Here is a 24,231-nt window from a genome sequence, read left to right as displayed (position 1 = left end):
TTTATTGCAGTCCAAAAGCGCGCAACATGGTGTCCAGCTTCACACCCGTTTCGCGCCATTCTGATTCCGGTTGCGAGTCGGCGACGATGCCAGCGCCGGCAAACAGCCGCACGCGCGTGCCGTTTACCGTTCCGCAGCGAATGGTCACTACCCATTCGCCGTTGCCTTCGCTGTCGCACCAGCCGACGATGCCGCCAAACAGCTGGCGATCAAAGGGTTCGAGCTGCTGAATCAGCTGCTGCGCGCGGGCGTGCGGGAAGCCGCTCAGGGCAGGGGTTGGGTGCAGCAGCGCAGCCAGCGACAGCGCGTTTTCGCGCTCATCCTGCACTTCGCCATCGATTTGCGTCGCCAGATGCCACAGCGTGGCGGTGGTGATCAGCGACGGCACGGTAGGCACTGACAGCAGGCGGCTACGCGGCTGCAGCGTGCTGCGCATCGCGTCGGTCACCAGCTGATGTTCGTGGCGATCTTTGGCTGACGCCATCAGGGTGTTACCTGCCGCGCGATCGGCGCTGACGTCGTCATGATGGCGGCGCGCCGAGCCGGCCAGCGGGCAGGAGGAGAAATCGCGCCCCTGTTTGCGCAGCATCAGTTCCGGGCTGGCGCCTACCAGCGCGCCTCCTTCCGCCAGCGGCAGATGGAAATGGTAGCTATTGGGATTTTGCGCGATCACGCGCTGCATCAGCGCGGCGGTATCCACCGGCTGCTCCGTGACGATATCCATCAGGCGCGACAGCACCACTTTGTCCGGATCGCCGCGCTGGATGGTGGCAACGGCGTCGGCCACCATGCCGGTAAATACCGCGTGGTCTGGCACTGCCGTCCGCCGCCGCACTGCCGGCAGATCGCTCTGCTGCACCGGCAGCGCCTGTTGCAGGTCGGCGCGATTAAAGCTCTGCCAGGATTCGGGTATGAACAGCGACGCTGGCTGGCTGACGTCAAACGGAATCGCGCCCACCAGCAGCGGATTGGCGATCCCCTGCTTTTTCGCCGCGGCAAAGTGCTGGCGCAGCTGCTGTTGAAAGTCGCCCTGCAGCAGCGCGGCATCGCCCACCGGCGTGTTGATCGTGGTATAGCACCCCTGGGTGGCCAGGCTGCGCCATGGCGAGGTGAAAAGGAAACCGCGGCACAGCGCGGAAAAATCCTTCAGCCAGGCATTTTCAAACGTGGAGCTTTCCACCATAATTTTCACCTATAAATGATAAGATTATTAAGAATGATTATCATTTTTATTATGGCTCTGTAACCTACGTCGAAAGGGGCAAAGAGTCAATCCATTCGCGGGATTTACCGTGCTGTCAGACGTAAGCGGCGGCTGACGCCGGGCCAGGCATTAAGCTAAAAGGTGGATCAAAACTTATGAATAAATGCGGTTTATGGGGCATGGCTGTCCTGTTGTTCATTTTCCAGTCGCTGTCAGGGACAGCGCGGGCCGACCAGGGCTGGCCGCGCAGCGTACAGGGCGCGACCGGAACGGTAACGCTTCACCAGGCACCGCAGCGCATTGTCTCCACCAGCGTCACGCTGACCGGCTCGCTGCTGGCGATTGACGCGCCGGTCATCGCCTCAGGCGCGACCGCACCGAAAAGCCGCCTGGCCGACGATCAGGGCTTCTTCCGTCAGTGGGGCGAGGTGGCAAAGCAGCGCCACGTTAAGCGGCTGTATATTGGTGAACCGAGCGCCGAGGCGATTGCGGCGCAAGCCCCGGATCTGATCATCGTCAGCGCCACCGGTAATGACTCCGCCCTGAAGCTGGTCAGTCAGCTGTCCGCCATTGCACCCACGCTGGTGGTCAACTACGACGATAAGAGCTGGCAGGATGTGGTTACGCTGCTGGGGCAGGCCACCGGCCATGAAGCACAGGCGGCGCAGCGCGTAAAAGAGTTCGACGATCGCGAAGCGGCGCTGAAGCAGGCTATTACGCTGCCACCGCAGCCGGTCTCCGCGATGGTATGGAACGGTGATGGCCGGGCAGTGAATCTGTGGACCGCCGCATCGGCGCAGGGCAAACTGCTGCAGCAGCTCGGTTTTACTCTGGCGCAGCCGCCGGCTGACACGCAACAGGGGCACAGCATGGGCCAGCGCAAAGACATTATTCAGCTCTCGGGCGAGAATCTCGCCGCCAGCCTGACCGGTCACAGCTTCCTGCTGTTTGCTGGCGATGACAAAACCGCGCAGTCAGTGCTGAGCAACCCGTTCCTGGCACAAAACGCGGCGGTGCGCGATAAGCAGGTCTATGCGCTGGGCATCGACACCTTCCGGCTGGATTACTACAGCGCCAGCAATCTGCTGACGCGTCTGCATCAGCTGTTCGTCAAATCATGATGTTTGCTGCGCCAGCACGGGCGCGGGCGCCTGATAGCGCCGTAATCCTTTCATCATCAGCCACATCATGACGCCAAGCAGTGTCGCGGCACAGCCAAACGCCGCGGCAGCCTGCGCCGGTAACAGCCACGAACCGAGGGCACCAATCAGCGCGGCGCCGAGGGCATCGCCGCACACGTTCTGCGCCGTCCACAGGCTGTTGATGCGGCCCAGCAGATGATCCGGCGTCAGCAGCTGAATCATCGCGTACTGCACCAGGCTGTTGATGGCACTGAAATAGCCGAAGCCCGCCAGACACAGCAGCGCCAGCCACAGCGTCGGCATCAGGCTGAACAGGCCCAGGGCGACGAAACCGGCCACGGCACTGCCCAGCACCAGCCGCCCAGGGCGCGCCGCCTGTTTCAGCCTGCCGCTGGTAAATGCACCCACGGCGGCACCGAGCGGCACGGCGGCGTACAGCATACCTAGCTGGTCGGCGCTGACTGACCAGTGCGGTGCCAGCGCCGGGTACAGCACGCGGATGGCGCTGGCCAGCGTCACCAGCGCACCGGTCAGCGCCACCATGCCGACCAGCGGGCTGGCGAACAGGAACTGCACGCCGGTTGCCAGCGCCCGCAGCGGATGCTCGCGCGGCTGCGGAGGCGGGGGCAGCGCAGGTAGCTGCAGCAGCGTCAGCACCGTCAGCAGCGTGCCGAAGGCGGTCAGTCCGTAATTCCACAGCACGCCGCCGTGCGCGATCACCACACCAGCAATTGCCGGCGATAAAATCGAGCCGAAGCGCACCGTCAGCATGGTGATCGCGCCGGCCTGCATAATGTTTTCGCGTCCCACCAGCGCCGGCGTAGCGGCCAGCAGCGCCGTGACGCCAATCGCACCGAAAAAGCCGTCCCACAAGCCCAGCAGATAGACCGCCAGCAGCGAAGGCGCGGGCAGCGCGGCATTTATCGCCAGCGCGACAAAGCCCAGCCCGCAGGTGGTGCGGGCAAACAGGATCAACTTCTTACGCTCATAGCGATCGGCCAGCACGCCGCCGGTCAGCAGGCCAGTAAACATGCCGGCAGCGGACAGTGTGACGGCGAGGCCCACCAGCAACGGTGAATGGGTCATCTGCTGAATCTGCACCGGCACGGCAACGGCCAGCATACCGAGCGCCACAATCGAGATAAAACGCGCAATAAACACCGCGCGAAACGCCGCGTGGGTTTTCAGCAGTGAGAGATCGATAAAGTGAGAGGGTTTGTTCATTGTTTCGCCTTTTTGCACCAATTTTCCTCATCATCCGCGAGGCGACTCATGGTAACATAGGCAAACGCGAGTAATAACGATAACAAATATCATTATCACATTACGTTGCACCGCAACGACGTCGAACAGTGAAGGTTTAGAACGCTATGCGCCAGATCCGTGCATTAGCAGGCTCAGGGATTCTGCTTTTGCTCCTCATGGCGCTCAGTCTGATGCTGGGTGCCAAATCAATACCGCTTTCCGATGTGTATCACGCTCTCACCGCCTCCTGCTCCAGCGCGGAGTGCATCATCGTGCGCGATGCGCGCCTGCCGCGCACGCTGGCCGGGCTGCTGGCGGGCGTGGCGCTGGGGCTGGCGGGCGCGCTGATGCAGAGTCTTACGCGTAATCCGCTGGCCGAGCCGGGCATTCTGGGCGTGAACGCCGGCGCCGGTTTTGCCATCGTGCTCGGCATCGCGCTGCTGGGGGCGGACTCCCCGCTGCAGTGGCTGACGCTGGCCTTCAGCGGCGCGCTGCTGGCGGCGCTGCTGATGACGGTGATTGGCGCGATGGGCGGCGGGCGCGTCAATCCGGTGCGTCTGACGCTGGCGGGCGTGGCGCTGGCGGCGGTGCTGGAGGGCTTAACCTCCGGCCTGTCGCTGCTCAATCCGGACATTTACGATCACCTGCGCTTCTGGCAAAGCGGCTCGCTGGATATCCGCGATTTCAGCGTGTTGCGTACCCTGAGCCCGGCGGTGCTGGCCGGTGCGGCGCTGGCGCTGGGTCTGGCGCAATCGCTGAACAGCCTGAGCATGGGCGGTGATATGGCGGCGGCGCTGGGTACGCGCGTGGTGCGCACCCAACTGCTGGGCCTGCTGGCGATTGCCTTACTGAGCGGCGCGGCGACCGCCGCCGTCGGGCCGATCGCTTTTATCGGCCTGATGACGCCGCATTTTGCCCGCTGGCTGGTGGGCAACGATCACCGCTGGCTGCTGCCGGCGACGGCGCTGATCACCCCGGCGCTGCTGCTGGCGGCGGATATTCTGGGGCGGATGATGGTGGCAGGCGAACTGCGTGTCTCAATTGTGACCGCCATCCTTGGCGCGCCGATGCTGATTTTGCTGGTGCGGCGCCAGCGCGGGCGAGGTGGACTATGACGCGGCGTGCCTGGTTGCATGGCGGCTGGCTGCTATTAGCGTGTGCGCTGCTGACATGGCTGGCGCTGACGCGCGGTGCGCTGCCGATTACGGCGGAGCAGGTGTGGCAGGCGCTGCGCGGGCAGGGAGCGGCTAATGTGCAGCTGATTGTGGTGGAGTGGCGGCTGCCGCGCGTGCTGATGGCGCTGCTGATCGGTGCGGCGCTGGGTGTCAGCGGGGCAATTTTTCAGTCGCTGCTGCGTAACCCGCTCGGCAGCCCGGATATTCTCGGCTTCAATACCGGCGCTTACAGCGGCGTGTTGGTGGCGCTGGTGCTGTTCAATCAAAGTATTACCGCGATGACCGGGGCCGCGCTGATCGGCGGTATCGCGACGGCTGCGCTGGTGTATCTGTTTGCCTGGCGCAACGGGGTGGAAACGTTTCGGTTAATCATCGTGGGCATCAGCGTGCGTGCGCTGCTGATGGCGCTCAATGCCTGGCTGATTATCAGCGCTTCGCTGGAGTCGGCGCTCAGCGCCGGGCTGTGGAGCGCCGGCTCGCTTAACGGCATCACCTGGGCGAAAACGCCGCCGGTGGTGACGGTGCTGCTGCTGTCGCTGCTGCTGGTGGCGCTGTTAACGCGCCGCATGCGTCTGCTGGAGATGGGCGACGACACCGCCTGCGCGCTCGGCGTGCCGGTGGAGCGCAGCCGCCTGTGGCTGATGCTGCTGGGCGTGCTGCTGACCGCGGCGTCCACCGCGCTGGCGGGGCCGATCTCGTTCGTGGCGCTGCTGGCACCGCAGATTGCGCGCCGGCTGAGCGGCGGGGAAAAAGGCGCGTTGTGGCTGGCGGCGCTGTGCGGCGCGCTGCTGTTGTGCGCCGCCGATTATGCCGCGCAGCATCTGTTCCTGCCTTATCAACTGCCGGTTGGCGTGATCACCGTCAGCCTGGGCGGACTCTATCTGATTGCATTACTGGTGCGGGAGGCGCGACGCCAATGATCGATATTCCTTCTCGGCTGTATGGCGAAGGCCTGACGCTGGGTTATGACAAAAAAGTGGTGGCGGAAAATCTCTCGGTGGCGATTCCGCAAGGGGAGCTGACCGTGATTATCGGCCCTAACGCCTGCGGTAAATCCACCCTGCTGCGCACTCTCAGCCGCCTGCAGGCACCGCTGAAAGGCGACGTGCTGCTGGACGGCGAGGCGATTGCACGTTATCCCACCAAAGAGGTGGCGCGCCGTCTTGGCCTGCTGCCGCAGAGTTCAAACGCACCGGCGGGCATCAGCGTGAGCGAGCTGGTGGCGCGCGGACGTTATCCGCATCAGTCACTGTTTGGCCGCTGGCGCGCGGAGGATGAAGCGGCGGTGCAGCAGGCGATGCTGGCCACCGGCGTGGCGGACCTGGCGCAACAGGCGGTCGATACTCTGTCCGGCGGGCAGCGTCAGCGCGTATGGATCGCCATGGTGCTGGCACAGCAGACGCCGCTGCTGCTGCTGGATGAGCCCACCACCTGGCTGGATATTACCCACCAGATTGAGCTGCTTGAGCTGATGCAGACGCTCAACCAGCAGCATGGCCGCACGCTGGTGGTGGTGCTGCACGACCTTAATCATGCCTGCCGCTACGCCACCCATCTGATCGCCATGCGTCACGGGAAGATCATTGCCGAGGGCAAGCCTGGCGAGATTGTGACGCCAGCACTGATTGAGCAGGTGTACGGATTACGCTGTGTGATTGTTGAGGATCCGGTGGCGCATACGCCAATGATTGTGCCGCTGGGGCGCGGGCGCTAAGGCGGAGAAGAGGCTGTGGTGTAAACGTTTTCTGCCATGCGGTTCCCTCTCCCGTCGGGAGAGGGTGAGGGCAAAACCGCTATGCCAGCAACTGCTGCAATAGCGGCCCGATCTGCTCAAACATGCGAGGCGAGATAATCTCGACGTGGGCGCAATCCATCGGCCACACCGTCAGCTCACCGACATAGGGCGCCCAGGCGCGGCGCGCATCCTGGCCTGGCTGCTGCGTCTGTTCGGCGAGGAACAGCGTAGCGCGGCCGCCGAAGCGTGCGCTGTGCGCCGTGGCCAGCAGACGCACCGAGCTGGCGTAGTTGGCTTCGATGGTATCGAACATGGCCTGCATCTCTTCACCGGCCTGATGGCGCTGCGCGGCGATAAACTGTTCGCGCTCGCGATTCACCTCCTCCAGCACCGCCGGATCCAGCACATTCTCGCCGCGCTTCTCATCCCAGTTCTGCGTTTCCGGCGGCCAGGTGTCGAGCAGGCCAAGGAAGGCGACCTCTTCACCCGCCGCTTCCAGCCGGGCAGCAATGCCCTGCGCCAGCGTACCGCCCAGCGAGTAGCCGAGGAAATAGTAGGGCCCGTGCGGTTGTACCTCGCGCAGCGTACGCAAATGCGCTTCACAGACCTCATCGAGGTGCGCGCTCTGGTTCAGTGGTCCCTGCGTGTCTGGCGACTGAATGCCGACCAGTGACCAGCGTGGGTCAAGGTAACGCTGCAGCACGCTGAACTGCCAGGCGAAGCCGGACGCCGGGTGGAAGCAGAACAGCGTCGGTCCGCTGCCTTTACGCAGCGGCAGCACTGCTTCAAAGCCCGCCTGCTGATGGGATTGTCCATCGCTCAGCAGCGCCGCCAGTTTTTCCACCGTCGGGGCGATCATGATCTGCCCGACCGAGACCGGCAGCTGGAGCTCGCGGCGCAACTGCGCGGCCAGGCGCATCGCCAGCAGCGAATGGCCACCGAGCGCAAAGAAATCATCCTGCGCACCGATCGTGTCGCAGGCCAGCAGGCGGCAGAACGCTGCGGCCAGCGTGCTCTCTAAACCGGGCAGTGGCGCGCGCCCCTGGCGCTGCGTGGTGCTCTGCGGCAGCGGCAGCGCTTTGCGATCCAGTTTGCCGTTGCTGCTGAGCGGCAGCGCCTCCAGCTGGACGATGGCCACCGGCACCATGTGTGCCGGTAGCTGCTGTGCCAGCGCGTGACGCAGCGCGTCGCCATCCACCGGCTGAGGCGCCACCACGTAGCCCACCAGCTGACGCGCATCGCCCTGTGCCGTCGCACTACCCAGCACCACCGCATGCGTCACCGCCTGCTCAATGCCGGGCTGGGCGCACAGCGCATGATCGATTTCGTTCAGCTCAATGCGCTGACCGCGGATCTTCAGCTGGTCATCGCTGCGCCCGAGATACTCCACCGCACCGTTGTCCAGCCAGCGCGCTACGTCGCCGGTCAGGTACATGCGCTCGCCAGCGACGTACGGGTCGGCGATAAAGCGGCTGGTGGTCAGCTCCGGTCGGTTGAGATAGCCATGCGCCAGCTGAATGCCGGTAAGATAGAGATCGCCGGCCACGCCCGGCGGCACCGGCTGCATTTGCGCATCAAGAATGCGCAGGCCGGTGTTCCACACCGGGAAGCCGATCGGTACGCTCGGGCCATCGACGGCGGCGAGCGCCGCGCCATACGCCGGATACCAGCTGACATCAACGGCCGCTTCGGTCGGCCCATACAGATTGTGCAGCGGCACGCGGGTCAATGTTTCCCAGCTGCGCGACAGATCGGTGGGCAATGCTTCACCGCTGCAGAACACATTGCGCAGGCTGGCGCAGCAGGCTATCGCGGCCGGGTGGTCGAGCGCCGCGACAAAGGCCGCCAGCATCGAGGGTACGAAATGCGTGGTGGTGACTTTGTAGCGGGCAAACAGTTGCTGTAAGGCTTCCGGATCGCGGTGTGCATCCGGCGGCGCCATCACCAGCTGCGCGCCGACCAGCAGCGGCCAGAAGAACTCCCACACCGAGACATCAAAGCTGCTCGGCGTTTTCTGCAGCACCACGTCATCCGCCTGCAGCGGATAACGATCCTGCATCCACAGCAGGCGATTAACGATCGCCTGATGGCCGACCAGCACGCCTTTCGGCCGGCCGGTAGAGCCGGAGGTATAGATGATGTACGCGCCATCCTGCGGCGTCGGCGTGCTGGCCGGGGCCGGTGCATGTTCAGCATTGTACAGGGTGTCAAAGTGCAGCTGACTGACCGGCGCGATGGCGCGGAAGCGGGCACTGAGCGCGGCAGCGGTGATCAGCGTTTTAGGCGCGGCGTCTTCCAGCATCAGCTGGAGCCGCTCGTCCGGATAGCCGGTATCCAGCGGCAGATAAGCGGCCCCGAGCGTCACAATCGCCTGCAGCGCCAGCGACAGCTGCACCGAACGCGGCAGCGCCACGGCGACGATATCGCCCCGCTGCACGCCGGCCGCGCTGAGATCTGCCGCCAGCGCGAATACCTGCTGCTGCATCTGGCGATAGTTCAGCTGGTGCTGCGCATCGGCCAGCGCCGGTGCGTCCGGGGTGCGCTGCGCCTGCTGCGCCAGCAGCGACGCCAGGGTTTCCGCCGGCAGCGGATGGGCGGTCTGATTGATGGCCGCAATCTGCTGCTGCTCCGCTGGCGTCAGCAGATCGAGCTCGCCCAGCGCGCGCTGCGGCTGCGCGGCCAGCTGGCTGAGCAGCAGGGCAAAGCGGCTGGCATGGCGCTGCAGCGTCTCCGCAGCATAGCGCTGCGCGTTCGCGAGCAGCTCCAGCGTCAGATCACCGTGCTCGCTGAGGTAAATTGCGATTTCCAGATCGCGCACCGGGCCGGAGGCCAGCTGATGCGTGATGCCTTCAATGCCGGCGAAATCGAGCTGGTAGTCAAACATCTTCAGGTTGATCACCGGGCCATACAGCGGATCGCTATCGCCGGGGCGGCCGAGATCGCGCTGCACCTGTTCAGCATCGTAGCGCTGATGACGGCGCATTTTTTTCACTTCCGCGGCCAGCTGAGCGGCGAGATCGCCGAGCGTTTGTCCCGGCTGATAGTGCACCGCCATCGGCAGCACGTTGATCACCGGACCGGTGGCGCACAGCGCGGCGGAGCCGATGCGGCGCATGAAGATGAAGCCGGCAGCAAAATCATTTTGCCCGCTAAGACGAGCCAGCCACAGCGCCACCAGTGCAAAGGCCAGATCGGCGGCGCTGTGCTGTGGATGCTGGCTGGTCAGCGTCTGGAAGCGGTGACGATCCAGCGTAACGCTGTGGCGCAGCAGATCGGTGCTGGCGCTCTGACCGGCCAGCGGCAGCGGCGACAGCGAGGCGGGCGCGGGCAGGGCGCGGCCTTTTTCGCGCCAGAATTCGCCGTCACGGGTGTAAGACGCCGATTGCTGATAGCGCTGATACTCGTCAACCACGGCGCTGAACGGAATAAACGGTGTCGGCTCAGGCGGCTGCTGCTGTACGGCGGCGCTGTACAGGTTGGCGATGCGGCGCGTCAGCGCGGTAAAGCTGAAGCCATCCACCACCAGATGGTGATAGCGCTGATACCAGAACCAGTGCTGCTCGCCGAGGCGGAACAGGCGATGGTGCCACAGCGGCGCGCCGCTCAGCACGCGCAGGTCGCCCTGCATATCGGCGCGCATCTGTGCGCGCGCAACGGCGGCGGCATCCGCTTCGCCGCGCAGGTCAACGATGTCTGGCAGGCTGAAGGTCTGCGGCTGCGGCCACTGCAGCGGCTCGCCGTCGATTTCGCCGAACGCCATATTCAGGGTATCGGCTTCCTGCATGCCATCGACGATGGCCTGTGCCAGCAGCGCGCTGTTGATTTCACCGCGCAGCTCGATAAAGTGCGCCACTGCATAGGCGTTGTGATGGCGGCTGAGCTGGTCGGCGATCCAGATGCCAGGCTGCGCCGCCACCAGCGGCAGAGTTTGTTGGTCAATCATAGTGTCGTTCATCAGAGAATTTACTGTCGCTCCGGTTCACGTCTGGCGTGATGAATGAATTTGGATTGCGCCACAAAGCTTGCAGACCGTCGAGCAGGCCACCGCGCCAGCACAGCGCGTCATGGCCGCCCTCTACCGGCTGGTAATGCACCTGATAGCCGGCAGCGGTAAGTTGTTGTTGTAATTGTTGATTGGCTTGCAGAATCAGGCCTTCACGCTGGCCTGCCTCCAGCCAGAAACGCAGCGGCTGGCGAGGTGCCAGGCCATGGTCCAGCGCCTGCAGCAGCCAGCCATGCGGGTTACCGCGCTCGGGCCACCAGAAGGAGCCGGACAGGCTGAGCGCATTACCAAAGGTGTGGGGAAAGTGCAGTGCGGCAAACACCGCGGCCAGACCGCCGAAGCTTTGTCCGGCGACCAGCGTGCGCGCCGGCTGCGCATCGTACGGCATCCAGCGTGCCACCTGCGGCAACAGCTCCTGCTGCACTGCCTGCCAGAATTGCGGATTACATGGCAGCTCGCGGCTGCGGTGTTCGCGATCGATGATGTCGATAAACAGGTAGACCGCCGGCGGCAGCTTGCCCGCAGCGGTCAGCTGCTGCAGCGGGCCGGCGATCGGCATCTGCTGCGCCCAGAACTGACCATCGAGCAGTATCGCCAGCGGACGCGGGCCGTGCTGCGCCTCGCCTGTGGCGTACAGCCACACCCGGCGACGATTGCCGAGCAGCGCGCTGTCCCACTGCTGCTCCTGCAGCGTCAGCGCCGGGGCGCGGCCCTCATCCACCGCACGCCACACCTGCTGGTCGGGCGCGTCAGGCAGGTGCAGCGGTGACACGCCCATGCCGCGTCCGCCAGACCAGCTGCGCAGCGGATTGAGCGCATCGGCCTGCGCGGCAGGGAATTTTTCGCGCCACCAGTGGCGCAGCGCATGCATGTCAGGCTCGCCGCTGAAATCGCTGGCCTGCCGATCCGGCATCAGGCAGTAGCTGCCGCGCCAGTGTGACGGCAGCACGGTTTGCCAGTACCAGACATCGCTACTGGCGACGCGCATCAGCGATTGCGGCGGGCGCCGCTGATGGTGATCGGTCACGCCGGTGATGTTGATCCACACGCGCTGGGTGTGGGAGGTGGTTTCACTGCCTTGCGGATCGCGCCAGAAGAAGGTCACCAGACAGGTGCCATCCTGCTGCGGCTCAATGCGCGGAATGCCCTGAGTCTGTTGCTCCTGCCACCAGGCTTCGCTACCAATTCCATCATTTCGCCAGGTCATAGGGGCTGCCAGTCGCCGTCTGTACGGGGAGGTTTACATAGGATTGATAAATAATACTATTGATAATTATTTGCATTTGCAATAGGGTGGCTGCGCTCAAAATGAGCACGCACGTTCCGTCTGGCACCCGGTAAGTCATGGGATTCAGCAAAGGATGGCCCTGCCAGGTGTGAACGGCTGCGCGATAAAGACAGGGATCTTCTCACCGGCTCGCCAGTCACTCCGCTGTGGCGCAGAACTGGCCTTCCAGGAATGAAAAAAATGAAGCATTACTCGCGGTTAACCTTCGCTATTTTGATTGAACTGGGGCTCAGCGCCTCACTGCTTTCCGGCAGCGCCTGGGCAGCAGAGACTTCCAGCAAGACGACTTCCAGCAACGCCTCTTCTCCCGACGCCAGCGCAATGGACGGTGGCACCTTAATGGTGACGGCCCAGCAGCAGACGCTGCAGGCACCGGGGGTTTCCACCATCACCGCCGATGAGATCAAAAAGCATCCGCCGGCGCGCGATGTTTCAGAAATTATCCGTACCATGCCAGGCGTCAACCTGACCGGCAACTCGACCAGCGGCCAGCGCGGCAACAACCGGCAGATCGATATTCGCGGCATGGGACCGGAAAACACGCTGATTATGGTGGACGGCATGCCGATCACCAGCCGTAACTCAGTGCGTCTCGGCTGGCGCGGCGAACGCGACACGCGTGGCGATACCAACTGGGTGCCACCGGAAATGATCGATCACATCGACGTGATTCGCGGGCCGGCCGCGGTGCGCTACGGTAACGGCGCGGCGGGCGGTGTGGTGAACATCATCACCAAAAAGTACAGCGATCAGCAGTGGCACGGTTCGTGGAATACCTACTTCAACGCGCCGGAACACAAATCGGAAGGGGCGACCAAACGCACCAACTTCAGCCTTGAAGGGCCGCTCGGTGACGACTTCAACTTCCGGCTGTATGGCGGTTTAGCCAAAACCCAGGCCGACGCGTACGACATCAATGAAGGACATGCGGCAGCGCGCACCGGCAGCTATGCCGGCAGCTACCCGGCAGGCCGCGAAGGTTCGGTTAACAAAGATATCAATGCGTTGCTGAGCTGGGCGTTTGCCCCCATGCAGACGCTGGAGCTGCAGGCCGGTTATAGTCGTCAGGGCAACCTGTACGCGGGCGATACGCAGAACACCAACACTAACGCGCTGGTGAAAAGCCTGTACGGCGATGAGACCAACCGTCTGTATCGCCAGAATATTTCACTGAAATGGACCGGCGCGTGGGATAACGGCATCAGCACCAGCAGCTGGGCGCGCTACGAGAAAACCCGCAATACGCGCATCAATGAAGGTCTGGCGGGCGGCACGGAAGGGATCTTCTCCAACAGCGGGTTCAATACCATTCAGCTGGACGATGTGCTGCTGCACAGTGAAATCAGCCTGCCGTTTGAGCTGGGCGTCAATCAGACCGCGACGCTGGGCACCGAGTGGAACCAGCAGCGCATGAAAGATCCTTCGTCGACCACCCAGGCTGCCAGCAACGGCGCCGTGCCAGGCATCGCCAGCACCGGCCGCAGTCCTTATGCCCAGGCGGAGATTTTCTCCCTGTTTGCCGAAGACAACATGGAGCTGACCGACAGCACCATGCTGACGCCGGCGCTGCGCTTCGATCATCACTCCATCGTTGGCAACAACTGGAGCCCGTCGCTTAACCTGTCACAGGGGCTGGGCGATGACTTCACGCTGAAGATGGGGATTGGCCGGGCCTACAAAGCGCCGAGTCTGTACCAGACGAACCCGAACTACCTGCTGTACAGCAACGGCCAGGGCTGCGCCGCCAGCACCGGCGCCTGCTATTTGCAGGGTAATCCGAATCTGAAGGCGGAAAACAGCATCAATAAAGAAGTTGGGCTGGAGTGGAAGCATGAAGGTTATCAGGCCGGTCTGACCTGGTTCCGTAACGACTACCGCAACAAGATTGAAGCCGGCTATGCGCCTTCAGGTAAAGCCTCTAACGGCACCACGGATATCTATCGCTGGGAGAACGTGCCGAAAGCGGTGGTGGAAGGGCTGGAAGGTACGGTCAATGTTCCTTTCTCTGACAGCGTGATGTGGAATAACAACTTCACCTACATGCTGCAGAGCAAGAACAAGGAGACCGGCGATCGTCTGTCGATCATTCCGGAGTATACGCTGAACTCGACGCTGAGCTGGCAGGCAACGCAGGATCTGTCGCTGCAAACCACCCTGACGTGGTACGGCACCCAGACGCCGAAGAAGTACGACTACAAAGGACAGCCGGTGACCGGCAGCGCCACCGACAAAGTGAGCCCGTACTCGATTGTCGGCCTGAGCGGTACTTACGATATCAATAAGTACGCCAGCGTGACGCTGGGCATCGATAACCTGTTCGATAAGCGCCACTTCCGTGAGGGCAATGCGCAAACCACCGGTAACGCTACCACCGGCGCTTATCTCTACGGTGCCGGTGCCAATACCTATAACGAATCAGGCCGTACTTACTATATGAGCCTCAACACCCACTTCTGACGGCGTTCAGCCAATCAGTTGCGTTGGCAAACAGCAGCGGGCGACCAGTCCGCTGCTGTCTTCGCGGTTCACCAGTTCCAGCCTGCCGCGATGCATCTGCACAATACGCAGCACAATGTTCAGGCCCAGGCCGCTGCCGCCATAGCGTTGATCGCGCCGCCGGAACGCCTGCGTCAGCTCTTCTGCCGCATCGGCATCAATACCCGGCCCCTGATCCCACACTTCAACCCAGACCTGCTGTTGTACCTGACGCAGCTTCACCTGCACGCTGCTGCCTTCCGGACTGTAGCGCGACGCGTTCTCCAGCAAATTGCGCAGCATCAGGCGCAGCAGCACCGCTTCACCCTGCTGCGGCACATCGTCGCCGTCTGGCCAGTGCAGCGTCTGCTGACGCTGGGCATACAATTCAGCCATCTCCGGCATCAGCGGCTGCATGATGTCACGCTGCCACTGCAGCTGCTGATAGTGGCCGCCCGCCAGCGCCTGACCGGCGCGCGACAGCATCAGCAGCTGTTCGACGGTGTGCATCAGCTGGTCGATACGCTCAATCAGCATGGCGCTTTGCGGCACCTGCTGCTGATGCAGAAGCTCGAGATGCAGGCGCAGCCCGGCCAGCGGCGTACGCAGCTCGTGCGCGGCGTCGGCGGTGAATAATCGCTCCTGCTGCAGCGTGTGATCGAGACGGGAAAACAGCTGGTTGATGGAGGAGGTGACCGCAACGATCTCATCCATCTCGGAGTAAATCGGCAGCGGCGTCAGGTTGTCGGCAGAGCGGTGGGCAAGGCTGTCCTGTAGCGATTTGAGCGGACGGATAATCCAGTTGATGGCCCAGAACGACAGCAGTAGCGTCAGGCTTACCATCACCAGCGAAGGCAGCAATAGCGAAGCGATGGCCTCACGGATCTCATTCTCCACGCGATCGTTACGCGCCTGGGCCGACAGGGTTTCGTTGACGAGGAAACTGATCTGTTCGCGGCTTTCGTGCCACAGCCAGATGGCGCTCATCACCTGGCAGGTGAGGAGAATCAGCGCCAGCATGATCAGTAACCGCTGACGCATGCTGTTCATTCGCGCAGTTCCAGCCGGTAGCCAACGCCGCGCACGGTTTTGATGCGATCTTTCCCCAGCTTGCGGCGCAGATTATGAATGTGGACTTCTAAAGTGTTGGAGCCGGGATCGTCGTTCCAGCTGTAGAGATCCTGCTGCAGCGTTTCGCGATGCACATTTTGCCCCACGCGCATCAGCAGGCGGGTGAGCAGGGCGAACTCTTTGGGGGTGATCTCCAGCGGCAGATTCTCCAGCAGCACCTGCTGCGAGCTGAGATTGAGCGTCAGATCGCCCTGCTGCAGCAGGTTGTCGCTGTGCCCCTGATAACGGCGGATCAGCGCGCGCACCCGCGCCTGCAGTTCTGCCAGCGCAAACGGCTTGACCAGGTAATCATCGGCACCGGCGTCCAGCCCGTCGACGCGATCCTCCAGCGCATCGCGCGCGGTCAGGATCAGCACCGGCACCGCGATGCCGTCGCGCCGCCACTGGCGCAGCAGCGTGGCGCCATCGCGATCCGGCAGACCGAGATCCAGCACGATCAGGCTGTACTGGCTGCTGCGCAGCAGGGCGTTGCTTTCCGCCGCGCTGCCAGCGCAATCCACGGCGTAGCCCTCGCTGCTCAGCGCCTGCGCCAGCCCCGATTGTAATAACGCATCATCTTCAACGATCAACAGTTTCATTAGTTGTTCTTGTTAATGTCGGTATAGAGGCGGCTCTCAAAGCGCACCAGCGGAATCCGCCGCGTTTTCTGGTCTTCCGGCGGTACCGCATAGCCAGAGAGGAACTGGACAAAGGCCACGCGCGCACCGCTCGACGTGGTGATGAACCCAGCCAGATTATAGACGCCCTGCAGCGAACCGGTTTTTGCCGACACTTTGCCATCCAGCCCCGCTTCGTGCAGACCGCCGCGATACTGCAGCGTGCCGTCATAACCCGCCAGCGGCAGCATCGAAATATAATTCAGCGTGGCGTCATTTTTGGCGATGAACTGCAGCACCTGCATCATGGTATCCGGCGCGATCAGGTCATGACGCGACAGGCCGGAGCCATCCACCTGAATGCTGTTGCCGAGGTCAACGCCAGCTTTTTCGCGCAGCACACGCCTGACCGCATCCGAACCGGCGCGGAAGGTGCCCGGCACGTTAAAGTAGTGATGGCCGATGGTGCGGAACACGGTATCAGCGATCATGTTGTCTGACTTCTTCAGCATGGTGTGCAGCAGGTTGTGCAGCGGTGCGGACTGCGTCGAGGCCAGCACCGTGCCCGGTGACGTCACCTGCGTCTGGCGCACTAAATGGCCGCTGTAATCAATATCGGCGTCGCGCAGCTGCGCTTTAAGGATCTCGCCGGCCCACGCGGCGCCATCCTGCACGGCAAATGCCAGGGGCAGCGGTTCCGCACGCTGGCGCATACAGCCGGTCAGCGTGTAGCGATTGAGCTCTCCGGGCACCACGTCGAGCTCGCAATACTGCCCGTCACCGCTGTTGCGTCCGATCGTGCGCACCTGACTGAACATGTGCGCCGGATAGTAAGAGGCGATGCGCACAAAGGCGTTTTCGCCGGGCGTATTGGCACTGTAGAGCGAAACCGAGAAGCAGTTTTTATCAACAATCGCCGCACCTGGCGGGGCGCTGAAGCACTGTGTCAGATCGTTCCACGGCCAGCCTGGCGCCATATCGTGACTGGCGAACACCGAGGTGTCGATCACCAGATTGCCTTTGATATGGTTGATGCCCTGCTTTTTCAGCGCCGCCACCATATTGCGCAGATCCTGGCGGCTGAGCGTCGGATCGCCGGCAAAGCGCGCCACCAGGTCGCCATTTAAGGTGCCATCGCTGACCGCGCCTTTGGTCTCCAGCGTGGTCTGAAAACGGAAGTCCGGGCCCAGCTCCAGCAGTGCCGCCAGCGCGGTGATCACTTTCATGGTACTGGCCGGCAACGCCATCTGTTTGCCGTGATAGTCGATTATCGGGGTGGATGCGCCCACTTTTTGTACCATCAGCGCCAGGTTTGCGCCGTCTGGCAAATACTGCATGTATTCTTCAACGGGTGCTGCTTGTGCCTGCAGCATAAACGCACAGGTTAATCCGGTAACAAGTCGTGAAAATCGCATAATCTCGCGGTAACTGACGGGTGAAGGCGTCAATACTATGTCCCCGGACGGTGCAAAGTAAACAATGACCCACAGGGAACTCTGGGGTAAAATACGTATCAAAATGCAAAACCGATACCTGACCCGGAAAGCTTTCCGGGTCAGGATTCTTTTGCTTGTGAAAAGAGGTTACGCGCCGCAGAAGCCGATCTTCTGCTGTCACCGGTCAGGATGACGCCGTTAACCAGGATAGATGACGAGGAGCCAAAATGAATCAGATTCCGATGACGTTGAAAGGCGCTGAGAAGCTGCGTGAAGAGCTGAACGAACTGAAAACCGTTAAGCGTCCGCGCATCATCGCCTCTATCGCCGAAGCCCGTGAGCACGGCGATCTGAAAGAGAATGCCGAATACCACGCCGCGCGCGAAGAACAGGGGTTCTGCGAAGGGCGTATTCAGGAGATTGAAGCCAAGCTCTCCAATGCACAGGTGATTGACGTGACCGCCATGCCGAAAACCGGCCGCGTGATTTTTGGCGCCACCGTCACCGTGCTGAATGTCGATACCGATGAAGAGTTTACTTACCGGATTGTCGGTGATGACGAAGCGGACTTTAAACAGAACCTGATTTCCGTGAATTCGCCGATGGCGCGCGGTCTGGTGGGCAAAGAGGCCGATGACGTGGCTATTGTCAAAACCCCAGGCGGCGATGTGGAATATGAAGTGCTGAAAGTGGAATACATCTAAGATATTGCTACGCTTTGAAATGCGCAGCTGCATATTGTAAAGAAAGGAAAAAGGCCGCGCTGCGGCCTTTTATCCCATGCAGGAGCATGGCACTTTCTCTGCCCGTCGGACGAGCCGTAACGGTACGCTTAACGTGGCAGAGTAATTTTGCGCTCTTTGGCAGGGCGATACAGCACCAGCACGTTGCCGATGACCTGAACGTTGTTTGCCTTAGTTTCACGCACGATAGCGTCCACGATCAGCTGCTTGGTTTCACGATCTTCCGAGGCAATTTTTACCTTGATCAATTCGTGATGTTCGAGCGCCTGTTCGATCTCGGCGAGCACGCCTTCAGTCAGGCCATTGCCGCCCAGCATGACCACTGGCTTCAGTGGATGGGCAAGGCCTTTCAGGTGCTGTTTTTGTTTGGTACTCAGATTCATCGTATTTTTTGCTTACTCAGGGATTGAAAACGGTTCATTCTACCGCCATCTCGGGTATATCGCCAAATCAACGCGACCCATTGCGTGCTGATTTATCGCTACGATGACGATTTAACTGGAAATATTATGACGGGTAAAAAGCGTTCGGCCAGTTCCAGTCGCTGGCTTCAGGAACACTTTAGCGATAAATATGTGCAACAGGCACAGAAAAAAGGGTTGCGCTCGCGCGCCTGGTTTAAACTGGATGAAATTCAGCAGGGTGACAAGCTGTTCAAACCCGGTATGACCGTGGTTGACCTGGGCGCTGCGCCCGGCGGCTGGTCGCAATATGTGGTACAACAGATTGGTTCGGGTGGCCGTATTATTGCCTGCGATCTGCTGCCGATGGATCCCATCGTTGGCGTTGACTTCCTGCAGGGCGATTTTCGCGACGAAGCGGTGTTGAAAGCGTTACTGGAGCGCGTGGGCGACCAGAAAGTGCAGGTGGTGATGTCGGACATGGCGCCGAACATGAGCGGTACGCCTGCGGTTGATATCCCGCGTTCCATGTATTTAGTTGAACTGGCGTTAGAAATGTGTCGGGATGTACTGGCACCTGGCGGCAGTTTTGTAGTGAAAGTGTTTCAGGGAGATGGCTTCGATGAATACCTGCGGGAAATTCGCTCCCTGTTTACGAAAGTGAAAATTCGTAAGCCGGACGCTTCGCGATCACGTTCGCGCGAAGTGTACATTGTGGCGACAGGGCGCAAACTGTAGCCCTCCATACCGGAATCAAAGCAAGGCGAAACGGCGTTTATTCTGATGCGTAATTCTGAGTTTCAGGCTAAACAGGCAAAATCATCAGCGCCGCGATTCCAGGTATGAAGGATATATAGTACCCTACGCTGTCTGTTAACACCGTTGTAATATGAGGTTAATCCCTTGAGTGACATGGCGAAAAACCTGATTCTCTGGTTAGTCATCGCGGTCGTGCTGATGTCAGTATTCCAGAGCTTTGGGCCCAGCGAGTCGAATGGCCGTAGGGTTGATTATTCAACCTTCCTGTCGGAAGTGAACCAGGATCAGGTCCGCGAGGCACGTATTAACGGGCGTGAGATCAACGTAACCAAAAAAGACAGTAATAAATACACGACCTACATTCCTGTCAACGATCCCAAGTTACTCGATAACCTGTTGACCAAAAACGTCAAAGTTGTGGGTGAACCACCGGAAGAGCCGAGCCTGCTGGCTTCTATCTTCATCTCCTGGTTCCCGATGCTGCTACTGATTGGCGTATGGATCTTCTTTATGCGGCAGATGCAGGGCGGCGGCGGCAAGGGCGCGATGTCCTTCGGCAAGAGCAAAGCCCGTATGCTGACCGAAGACCAGATCAAAACCACCTTTGCTGACGTTGCGGGTTGCGACGAAGCAAAAGAAGAGGTGGGTGAGCTGGTGGAATACCTGCGTGAGCCGAGCCGCTTCCAGAAGCTGGGCGGTAAAATCCCGAAAGGCGTGCTGATGGTGGGCCCTCCGGGTACCGGTAAAACGCTGCTGGCGAAAGCGATTGCCGGCGAAGCGAAAGTACCGTTCTTCACGATTTCTGGTTCTGACTTCGTAGAAATGTTTGTCGGTGTCGGTGCATCACGTGTGCGCGACATGTTCGAGCAGGCGAAGAAAGCGGCACCGTGCATCATCTTTATCGATGAGATCGATGCGGTGGGTCGTCAGCGTGGCGCCGGTTTAGGCGGTGGTCACGACGAACGTGAGCAGACGCTGAACCAGATGCTGGTTGAGATGGATGGCTTCGAAGGCAATGAAGGCATCATCGTCATCGCCGCGACTAACCGTCCGGACGTACTGGACCCGGCGCTGCTGCGTCCAGGCCGTTTTGACCGCCAGGTGGTGGTAGGTCTGCCAGACGTGCGCGGCCGTGAACAGATTCTGAAAGTGCATATGCGTCGCGTGCCGCTGGCAACCGACATTGATGCCGCGATTATCGCACGTGGTACGCCGGGCTTCTCCGGTGCGGACCTGGCGAACCTGGTCAACGAAGCGGCGCTGTTCGCTGCGCGTGGCAACAAGCGCGTAGTGTCGATGGTCGAGTTCGAGAAAGCGAAAGACAAAATCATGATGGGTGCGGAACGTCGCTCCATGGTGATGACGGAAGCGCAGAAAGAATCCACCGCGTATCACGAAGCGGGCCATGCGATTATTGGTCGCCTGGTGCCGGAACACGATCCGGTGCATAAAGTGACGATTATCCCGCGCGGCCGTGCGCTGGGTGTGACCTTCTTCCTGCCTGAAGGCGACGCGATCAGCGCCAGCCGTCAGAAGCTGGAGAGCCAGATTTCAACGCTGTACGGCGGTCGTCTGGCAGAAGAGATCATCTACGGGGCGGAACACGTTTCTACCGGTGCTTCAAACGACATCAAAGTGGCGACCAACCTGGCGCGCAACATGGTGACGCAGTGGGGCTTCTCGGAAAAACTCGGTCCGCTGCTGTATGCGGAAGAGGACGGTGAAGTGTTCCTCGGCCGTTCAGTGGCGAAAGCCAAACACATGTCGGACGAAACGGCACGCATCATCGACCAGGAAGTTAAGCACCTGATCGACAGCAACTACCAGCGTGCACGCCGTATTCTGGGTGAGAACATGGACATCCTTCACGCGATGAAAGACGCGCTGATGAAGTATGAAACCATTGATGCACCGCAGATCGACGACCTGATGGCGCGCCGCGAAGTGCGTCCGCCAGCGGGCTGGGAAGATCCAGGCAGCAACAATTCTGACAGCAACGGTACGCCAAAGGCGCCACGTCCGGTTGATGAACCGCGTACGCCAAACCCAGGCAACACCATGTCAGAACAGTTCGACAAGTAACAGGCCTGTTCCTAAGCAAAAACCCCGGCTGGTCCGGGGTTTTTTACATTCCACAATCCAGTGATTCCTCAGGGAGATTTTCGCCATGAAGTTGTACGCCCGTGATACCCATCTCGATCTGTCGTTTCCCCATGTGATGGGAATTTTAAATGTCACGCCGGACTCCTTTTCTGATGGCGGAACGCACAACACGCTGGTCGACGCGCTCACGCACACCAACGAGATGGTGAATGCCGGTGCCACGATTATCGATGTGGGCGGCGAATCAACCCGTCCCGGTGCCGATGAAGTCTCAGTGGAAGAGGAACTGGCGCGGGTGATCCCGGTGGTGGAAGCCATTGCGCAGCGCTTTGAAGTGTGGATTTCGGTGGATACGTCAAAAGCAGAAGTGATTCGCGAAGCCGCGCGAGTGGGCGCTCACATCATCAACGATATCCGCTCGCTGTCCGAGCCGGGTGCGTTACAGGCCGCCGCAGAGACCGGTCTGCCGGTATGCCTGATGCACATGCAGGGCGAACCACGCACCATGCAGCAGGCACCGGAATATCAGCACATCGTAAGCGAAGTGGACGCTTACTTCGCTGCGCAGATTGCCCGCTGTGAAGCGGCCGGCATTAAAAAAGAGCGTCTACTGCTCGACCCGGGCTTCGGTTTCGGTAAGAATCTCAGCCACAATTATGAGCTGCTGGCGCATCTCAGTGATTTTCACCATCACGGCCTGCCGCTGCTGGTGGGTATGTCGCGTAAGTCGATGATTGGCCAGCTGTTAAACGTCGGCCCGGCACAGCGCCTGACCGGCAGCCTGAGCTGCGCGGTGATCGCCGCCATGCAGGGCGCGCAGATTATTCGCGTGCATGACGTTAAAGAAACTGTCGAAGCGATGCGCATCGTCGAGGCGACACGGAGAGCAAAAGGATAAAGGCATGAGCGATCGTAAATATTTCGGTACTGATGGGATTCGCGGCAAAGTGGGTGAAGCGCCCATTACCCCGGACTTTGTGTTGAAGCTGGGTTTTGCTGCCGGCAAAGTGCTGGCCCGTTCCGGCTCGCGCAAAGTTTTGATTGGTAAAGATACCCGTATTTCCGGCTACATGCTGGAATCGGCGCTGGAAGCCGGTCTGGCGGCTGCCGGGCTGTCTGCGGCTTTCACCGGCCCGATGCCCACGCCGGCCATTGCCTACCTGACGCGCACTTTCCGCGCCGAGGCGGGCATCGTGATCTCCGCGTCGCATAACCCGTTTGACGACAACGGCATCAAATTCTTCTCTGCCGAAGGCACCAAACTGCCGGACGACGTTGAAGCCGCCATTGAGCTGGAGCTGGAGAAGCCGCTGACCTGTGTCGAGTCCGCTGAGCTGGGCCGTGCCAGCCGCATCGTCGATGCCGCCGGGCGCTACATCGAGTTCTGCAAAGGCACTTTTCCCAGCGAGCTGAGCCTGAACGGGCTGAAGATCGTGGTGGACTGTGCCAACGGCGCGACCTATCACATCGCGCCGAATGTGCTGCGTGAACTGGGTGCGAAGGTGATTGCGATTGGCGTGCAGCCGGACGGCATGAACATCAACAAAGAGTGCGGCGCTACCGATTTGCGTCAGCTGCAGCAGCGCGTGCTGGATGAAAAAGCCGATCTCGGCCTGGCCTATGACGGCGACGGCGATCGCATCATGATGGTGGATCACCTTGGACAGAAGGTGGATGGCGACCAGATTCTCTACATCATCGCGCGTGAAGCGCTGCGTCAGGGCCAGCTGCGTGGCGGCGTGGTCGGCACGCTGATGAGCAACATGGGGCTGGAGCTGGCGCTGAAACAGCTGGGGATTCCGTTTACCCGCGCCAAAGTGGGCGACCGCTATGTGCTGGAAAAAATGCAGGAGAAGGGCTGGCGCATGGGCGCGGAGAACTCCGGCCATGTGATCCTGCTGGATAAAATCAGCACCGGTGACGGCATCGTAGCAAGTTTGCAAGTGCTCACTGCGATTGTGCGCAACCACATGAGTCTGCACGATCTGTGCAGCGGCATGAAGATGCTGCCACAGGTGCTGGTGAATGTGCGTTTCAGCGGCAGCCACGATCCGCTGGAGAGCGACAGCGTCAAAGCGGCTGCCGCAGAGGTGGAAAAAACGCTGGCCGGGCGCGGGCGCGTGCTGTTGCGTAAATCCGGCACCGAGCCGCTGATTCGCGTAATGGTGGAAGGCGAGGATGAGGCGCAGGTGACCGAGCTGGCGCACAAAATTGCTGATGCGGTAAAAGCGGTGTAACCGCGTTACGGGCGGTCAGTTTGCTGCTTTCCGCCTGTAAAATCACCGGGATGGCGCTTTTTTCCGCAATCGCAAAACTTCATGTAAATTGCGCTTGCAGAGGTATGCGCCTTTGGTTAGTATTCACACCCGCTTCTGATGGGTGATGACGAGACTCCCCGTCAATATTGGTTGAAGCTTTAACTGTGCGGATAACGCGCAAGGAAACAGGTTGATTATGTACGAAGCTCTGTTGGTTGTTTTCCTTATTGTAGCGATTGGCCTCGTTGGTCTGATCATGCTGCAGCAAGGCAAAGGCGCTGATATGGGAGCCTCATTCGGTGCAGGCGCTTCTGGTACGCTGTTCGGTTCAACCGGGTCTGGTAACTTCATGACTCGCATGACCGCGGTACTGGCTACGCTGTTCTTCATCATCAGTCTGATTCTGGGCAACCTGAACAGTAACAAGACTTCCAAAGGAAGCGAGTGGGAAAACCTCAGCGCGCCGGCTCAGTCTCAACAGCAGACTCAGCCAGCTAAACCGGCTACGCCGGGCAATGATATCCCGCAGTAAGATCG

The 24,231-nt window shown here is 60.8% G+C and carries 19 protein-coding genes; 11 read left to right on the top strand and 8 right to left on the bottom strand.

The genetic code is table 11. The features are described from left to right. Window position 1: 1 nt before the first annotated feature. Entirely contained in the window at window positions 2–1,180 is a 1,179-nt protein-coding gene (locus C1N60_RS17450) for an isochorismate synthase (protein WP_394521764.1), read from the bottom strand. Window positions 1,181–1,359: 179 nt separating this feature from the next. Between C1N60_RS17450 and fepB the strand changes: the two genes are divergently transcribed. Further along, on the top strand, window positions 1,360–2,325 hold the full coding sequence (fepB, locus tag C1N60_RS17445; RefSeq protein ID WP_058780377.1) for a Fe2+-enterobactin ABC transporter substrate-binding protein: 966 nt from the start codon (window positions 1,360–1,362) through the stop codon (window positions 2,323–2,325). Here the strand turns inward: fepB and entS are convergent. Then, entirely contained in the window at window positions 2,320–3,570 is a 1,251-nt protein-coding gene (gene entS, locus C1N60_RS17440; protein ID WP_058774889.1) for an enterobactin transporter EntS, read from the bottom strand. The two genes, fepB and entS, sit on opposite strands and share 6 nt — an antisense overlap. A 146-nt stretch (window positions 3,571–3,716) precedes the next feature. On the opposite strand from entS, the gene fepD reads away from it, so the two are divergent. The 3 genes from fepD to C1N60_RS17425 are packed head-to-tail and all read left to right on the top strand — an operon-like array spanning window position 3,717 to window position 6,480. Beyond that, the gene (gene fepD, locus C1N60_RS17435; RefSeq protein WP_058759585.1) at window positions 3,717–4,706 is read left to right on the top strand and encodes a Fe(3+)-siderophore ABC transporter permease; all 990 of its coding nucleotides are present in this window, start codon (window positions 3,717–3,719) and stop codon (window positions 4,704–4,706) included. Continuing rightward, window positions 4,703–5,686, top strand: coding sequence for an iron-enterobactin ABC transporter permease (gene fepG, locus C1N60_RS17430; RefSeq protein ID WP_058759584.1), 984 nt, complete (start codon window positions 4,703–4,705; stop codon window positions 5,684–5,686). Before fepD ends, fepG begins: the two co-directional genes overlap by 4 nt. After that, complete coding sequence (locus tag C1N60_RS17425; protein ID WP_058780378.1) at window positions 5,683–6,480, top strand: ATP-binding cassette domain-containing protein; 798 nt, start codon at window positions 5,683–5,685, stop codon at window positions 6,478–6,480. The genes fepG and C1N60_RS17425 overlap by 4 nt, the downstream gene beginning before the upstream one ends. Window positions 6,481–6,559: 79 nt before the next feature. On the opposite strand, the gene C1N60_RS17420 is transcribed toward C1N60_RS17425, so the two are convergent. Both C1N60_RS17420 and fes read right to left on the bottom strand, forming a co-directional pair. Continuing rightward, on the bottom strand, window positions 6,560–10,444 hold the full coding sequence (locus tag C1N60_RS17420) for an enterobactin synthase subunit F (RefSeq protein ID WP_241494893.1): 3,885 nt from the start codon (window positions 10,442–10,444) through the stop codon (window positions 6,560–6,562). Then, the gene (fes, locus tag C1N60_RS17415) at window positions 10,437–11,711 is read right to left on the bottom strand and encodes an enterochelin esterase (protein WP_058759581.1); all 1,275 of its coding nucleotides are present in this window, start codon (window positions 11,709–11,711) and stop codon (window positions 10,437–10,439) included. The genes C1N60_RS17420 and fes overlap by 8 nt, the downstream gene beginning before the upstream one ends. 261 nt (window positions 11,712–11,972) lie before the next feature. Between fes and C1N60_RS17410 the strand changes: the two genes are divergently transcribed. After that, the gene (locus C1N60_RS17410; RefSeq protein ID WP_058770686.1) at window positions 11,973–14,249 is read left to right on the top strand and encodes a TonB-dependent siderophore receptor; all 2,277 of its coding nucleotides are present in this window, start codon (window positions 11,973–11,975) and stop codon (window positions 14,247–14,249) included. Between the two features lie 6 nt (window positions 14,250–14,255). Here the strand turns inward: C1N60_RS17410 and pmrB are convergent, their stop codons facing one another. The 3 genes from pmrB to dacB are packed head-to-tail and all read right to left on the bottom strand — an operon-like array spanning window position 14,256 to window position 17,409. Further along, window positions 14,256–15,317, bottom strand: coding sequence for a two-component system sensor histidine kinase PmrB (pmrB, locus tag C1N60_RS17405; RefSeq protein WP_021507712.1), 1,062 nt, complete (start codon window positions 15,315–15,317; stop codon window positions 14,256–14,258). Continuing rightward, a complete protein-coding gene (gene pmrA, locus C1N60_RS17400; protein WP_021507711.1) occupies window positions 15,314–15,976 on the bottom strand; it encodes a two-component system response regulator PmrA in 663 nt (220 codons plus the stop codon). Before pmrA ends, pmrB begins: the two co-directional genes overlap by 4 nt. Continuing rightward, the gene (gene dacB / locus C1N60_RS17395; protein WP_031279733.1) at window positions 15,976–17,409 is read right to left on the bottom strand and encodes a serine-type D-Ala-D-Ala carboxypeptidase; all 1,434 of its coding nucleotides are present in this window, start codon (window positions 17,407–17,409) and stop codon (window positions 15,976–15,978) included. The genes pmrA and dacB overlap by 1 nt, the downstream gene beginning before the upstream one ends. Before the next feature lie 248 nt (window positions 17,410–17,657). Here dacB and greA point away from each other — a divergent pair, with 248 nt between their 5' ends. Next, window positions 17,658–18,134, top strand: coding sequence for a transcription elongation factor GreA (gene greA / locus C1N60_RS17390; protein WP_021507709.1), 477 nt, complete (start codon window positions 17,658–17,660; stop codon window positions 18,132–18,134). 128 nt (window positions 18,135–18,262) lie between these two features. On the opposite strand, the gene yhbY is transcribed toward greA, so the two are convergent. After that, window positions 18,263–18,556, bottom strand: a complete 294-nt coding sequence (gene yhbY / locus C1N60_RS17385; protein ID WP_010617345.1) for a ribosome assembly RNA-binding protein YhbY — start codon at window positions 18,554–18,556, stop codon at window positions 18,263–18,265. 126 nt (window positions 18,557–18,682) lie between these two features. Here yhbY and rlmE point away from each other — a divergent pair, with 126 nt between their 5' ends. From rlmE to secG, 5 genes are all read left to right on the top strand, one after another. Further along, window positions 18,683–19,312, top strand: a complete 630-nt coding sequence (rlmE, locus tag C1N60_RS17380) for a 23S rRNA (uridine(2552)-2'-O)-methyltransferase RlmE (protein WP_021507708.1) — start codon at window positions 18,683–18,685, stop codon at window positions 19,310–19,312. A 174-nt stretch (window positions 19,313–19,486) separates the two neighbouring features. Continuing rightward, window positions 19,487–21,415 (top strand): ATP-dependent zinc metalloprotease FtsH, encoded by a 1,929-nt coding sequence (ftsH, locus tag C1N60_RS17375; RefSeq protein WP_021507707.1) that lies wholly within the window; start codon window positions 19,487–19,489, stop codon window positions 21,413–21,415. An 85-nt stretch (window positions 21,416–21,500) separates the two neighbouring features. Beyond that, complete coding sequence (folP, locus tag C1N60_RS17370; protein ID WP_058780381.1) at window positions 21,501–22,334, top strand: dihydropteroate synthase; 834 nt, start codon at window positions 21,501–21,503, stop codon at window positions 22,332–22,334. A 4-nt stretch (window positions 22,335–22,338) separates the two neighbouring features. Continuing rightward, complete coding sequence (gene glmM, locus C1N60_RS17365; RefSeq protein WP_021507705.1) at window positions 22,339–23,673, top strand: phosphoglucosamine mutase; 1,335 nt, start codon at window positions 22,339–22,341, stop codon at window positions 23,671–23,673. Between the two features lie 217 nt (window positions 23,674–23,890). After that, window positions 23,891–24,226, top strand: coding sequence for a preprotein translocase subunit SecG (secG, locus tag C1N60_RS17360; RefSeq protein WP_010617340.1), 336 nt, complete (start codon window positions 23,891–23,893; stop codon window positions 24,224–24,226). The last annotated feature ends 5 nt before the right edge of the window (window positions 24,227–24,231 follow it).

The organism is Pantoea sp. SGAir0184, assembly GCF_043544755.1.
Note: the sequence above shows the minus strand (reverse complement) of the source record. Positions and strands in the feature narration are given on the sequence as shown.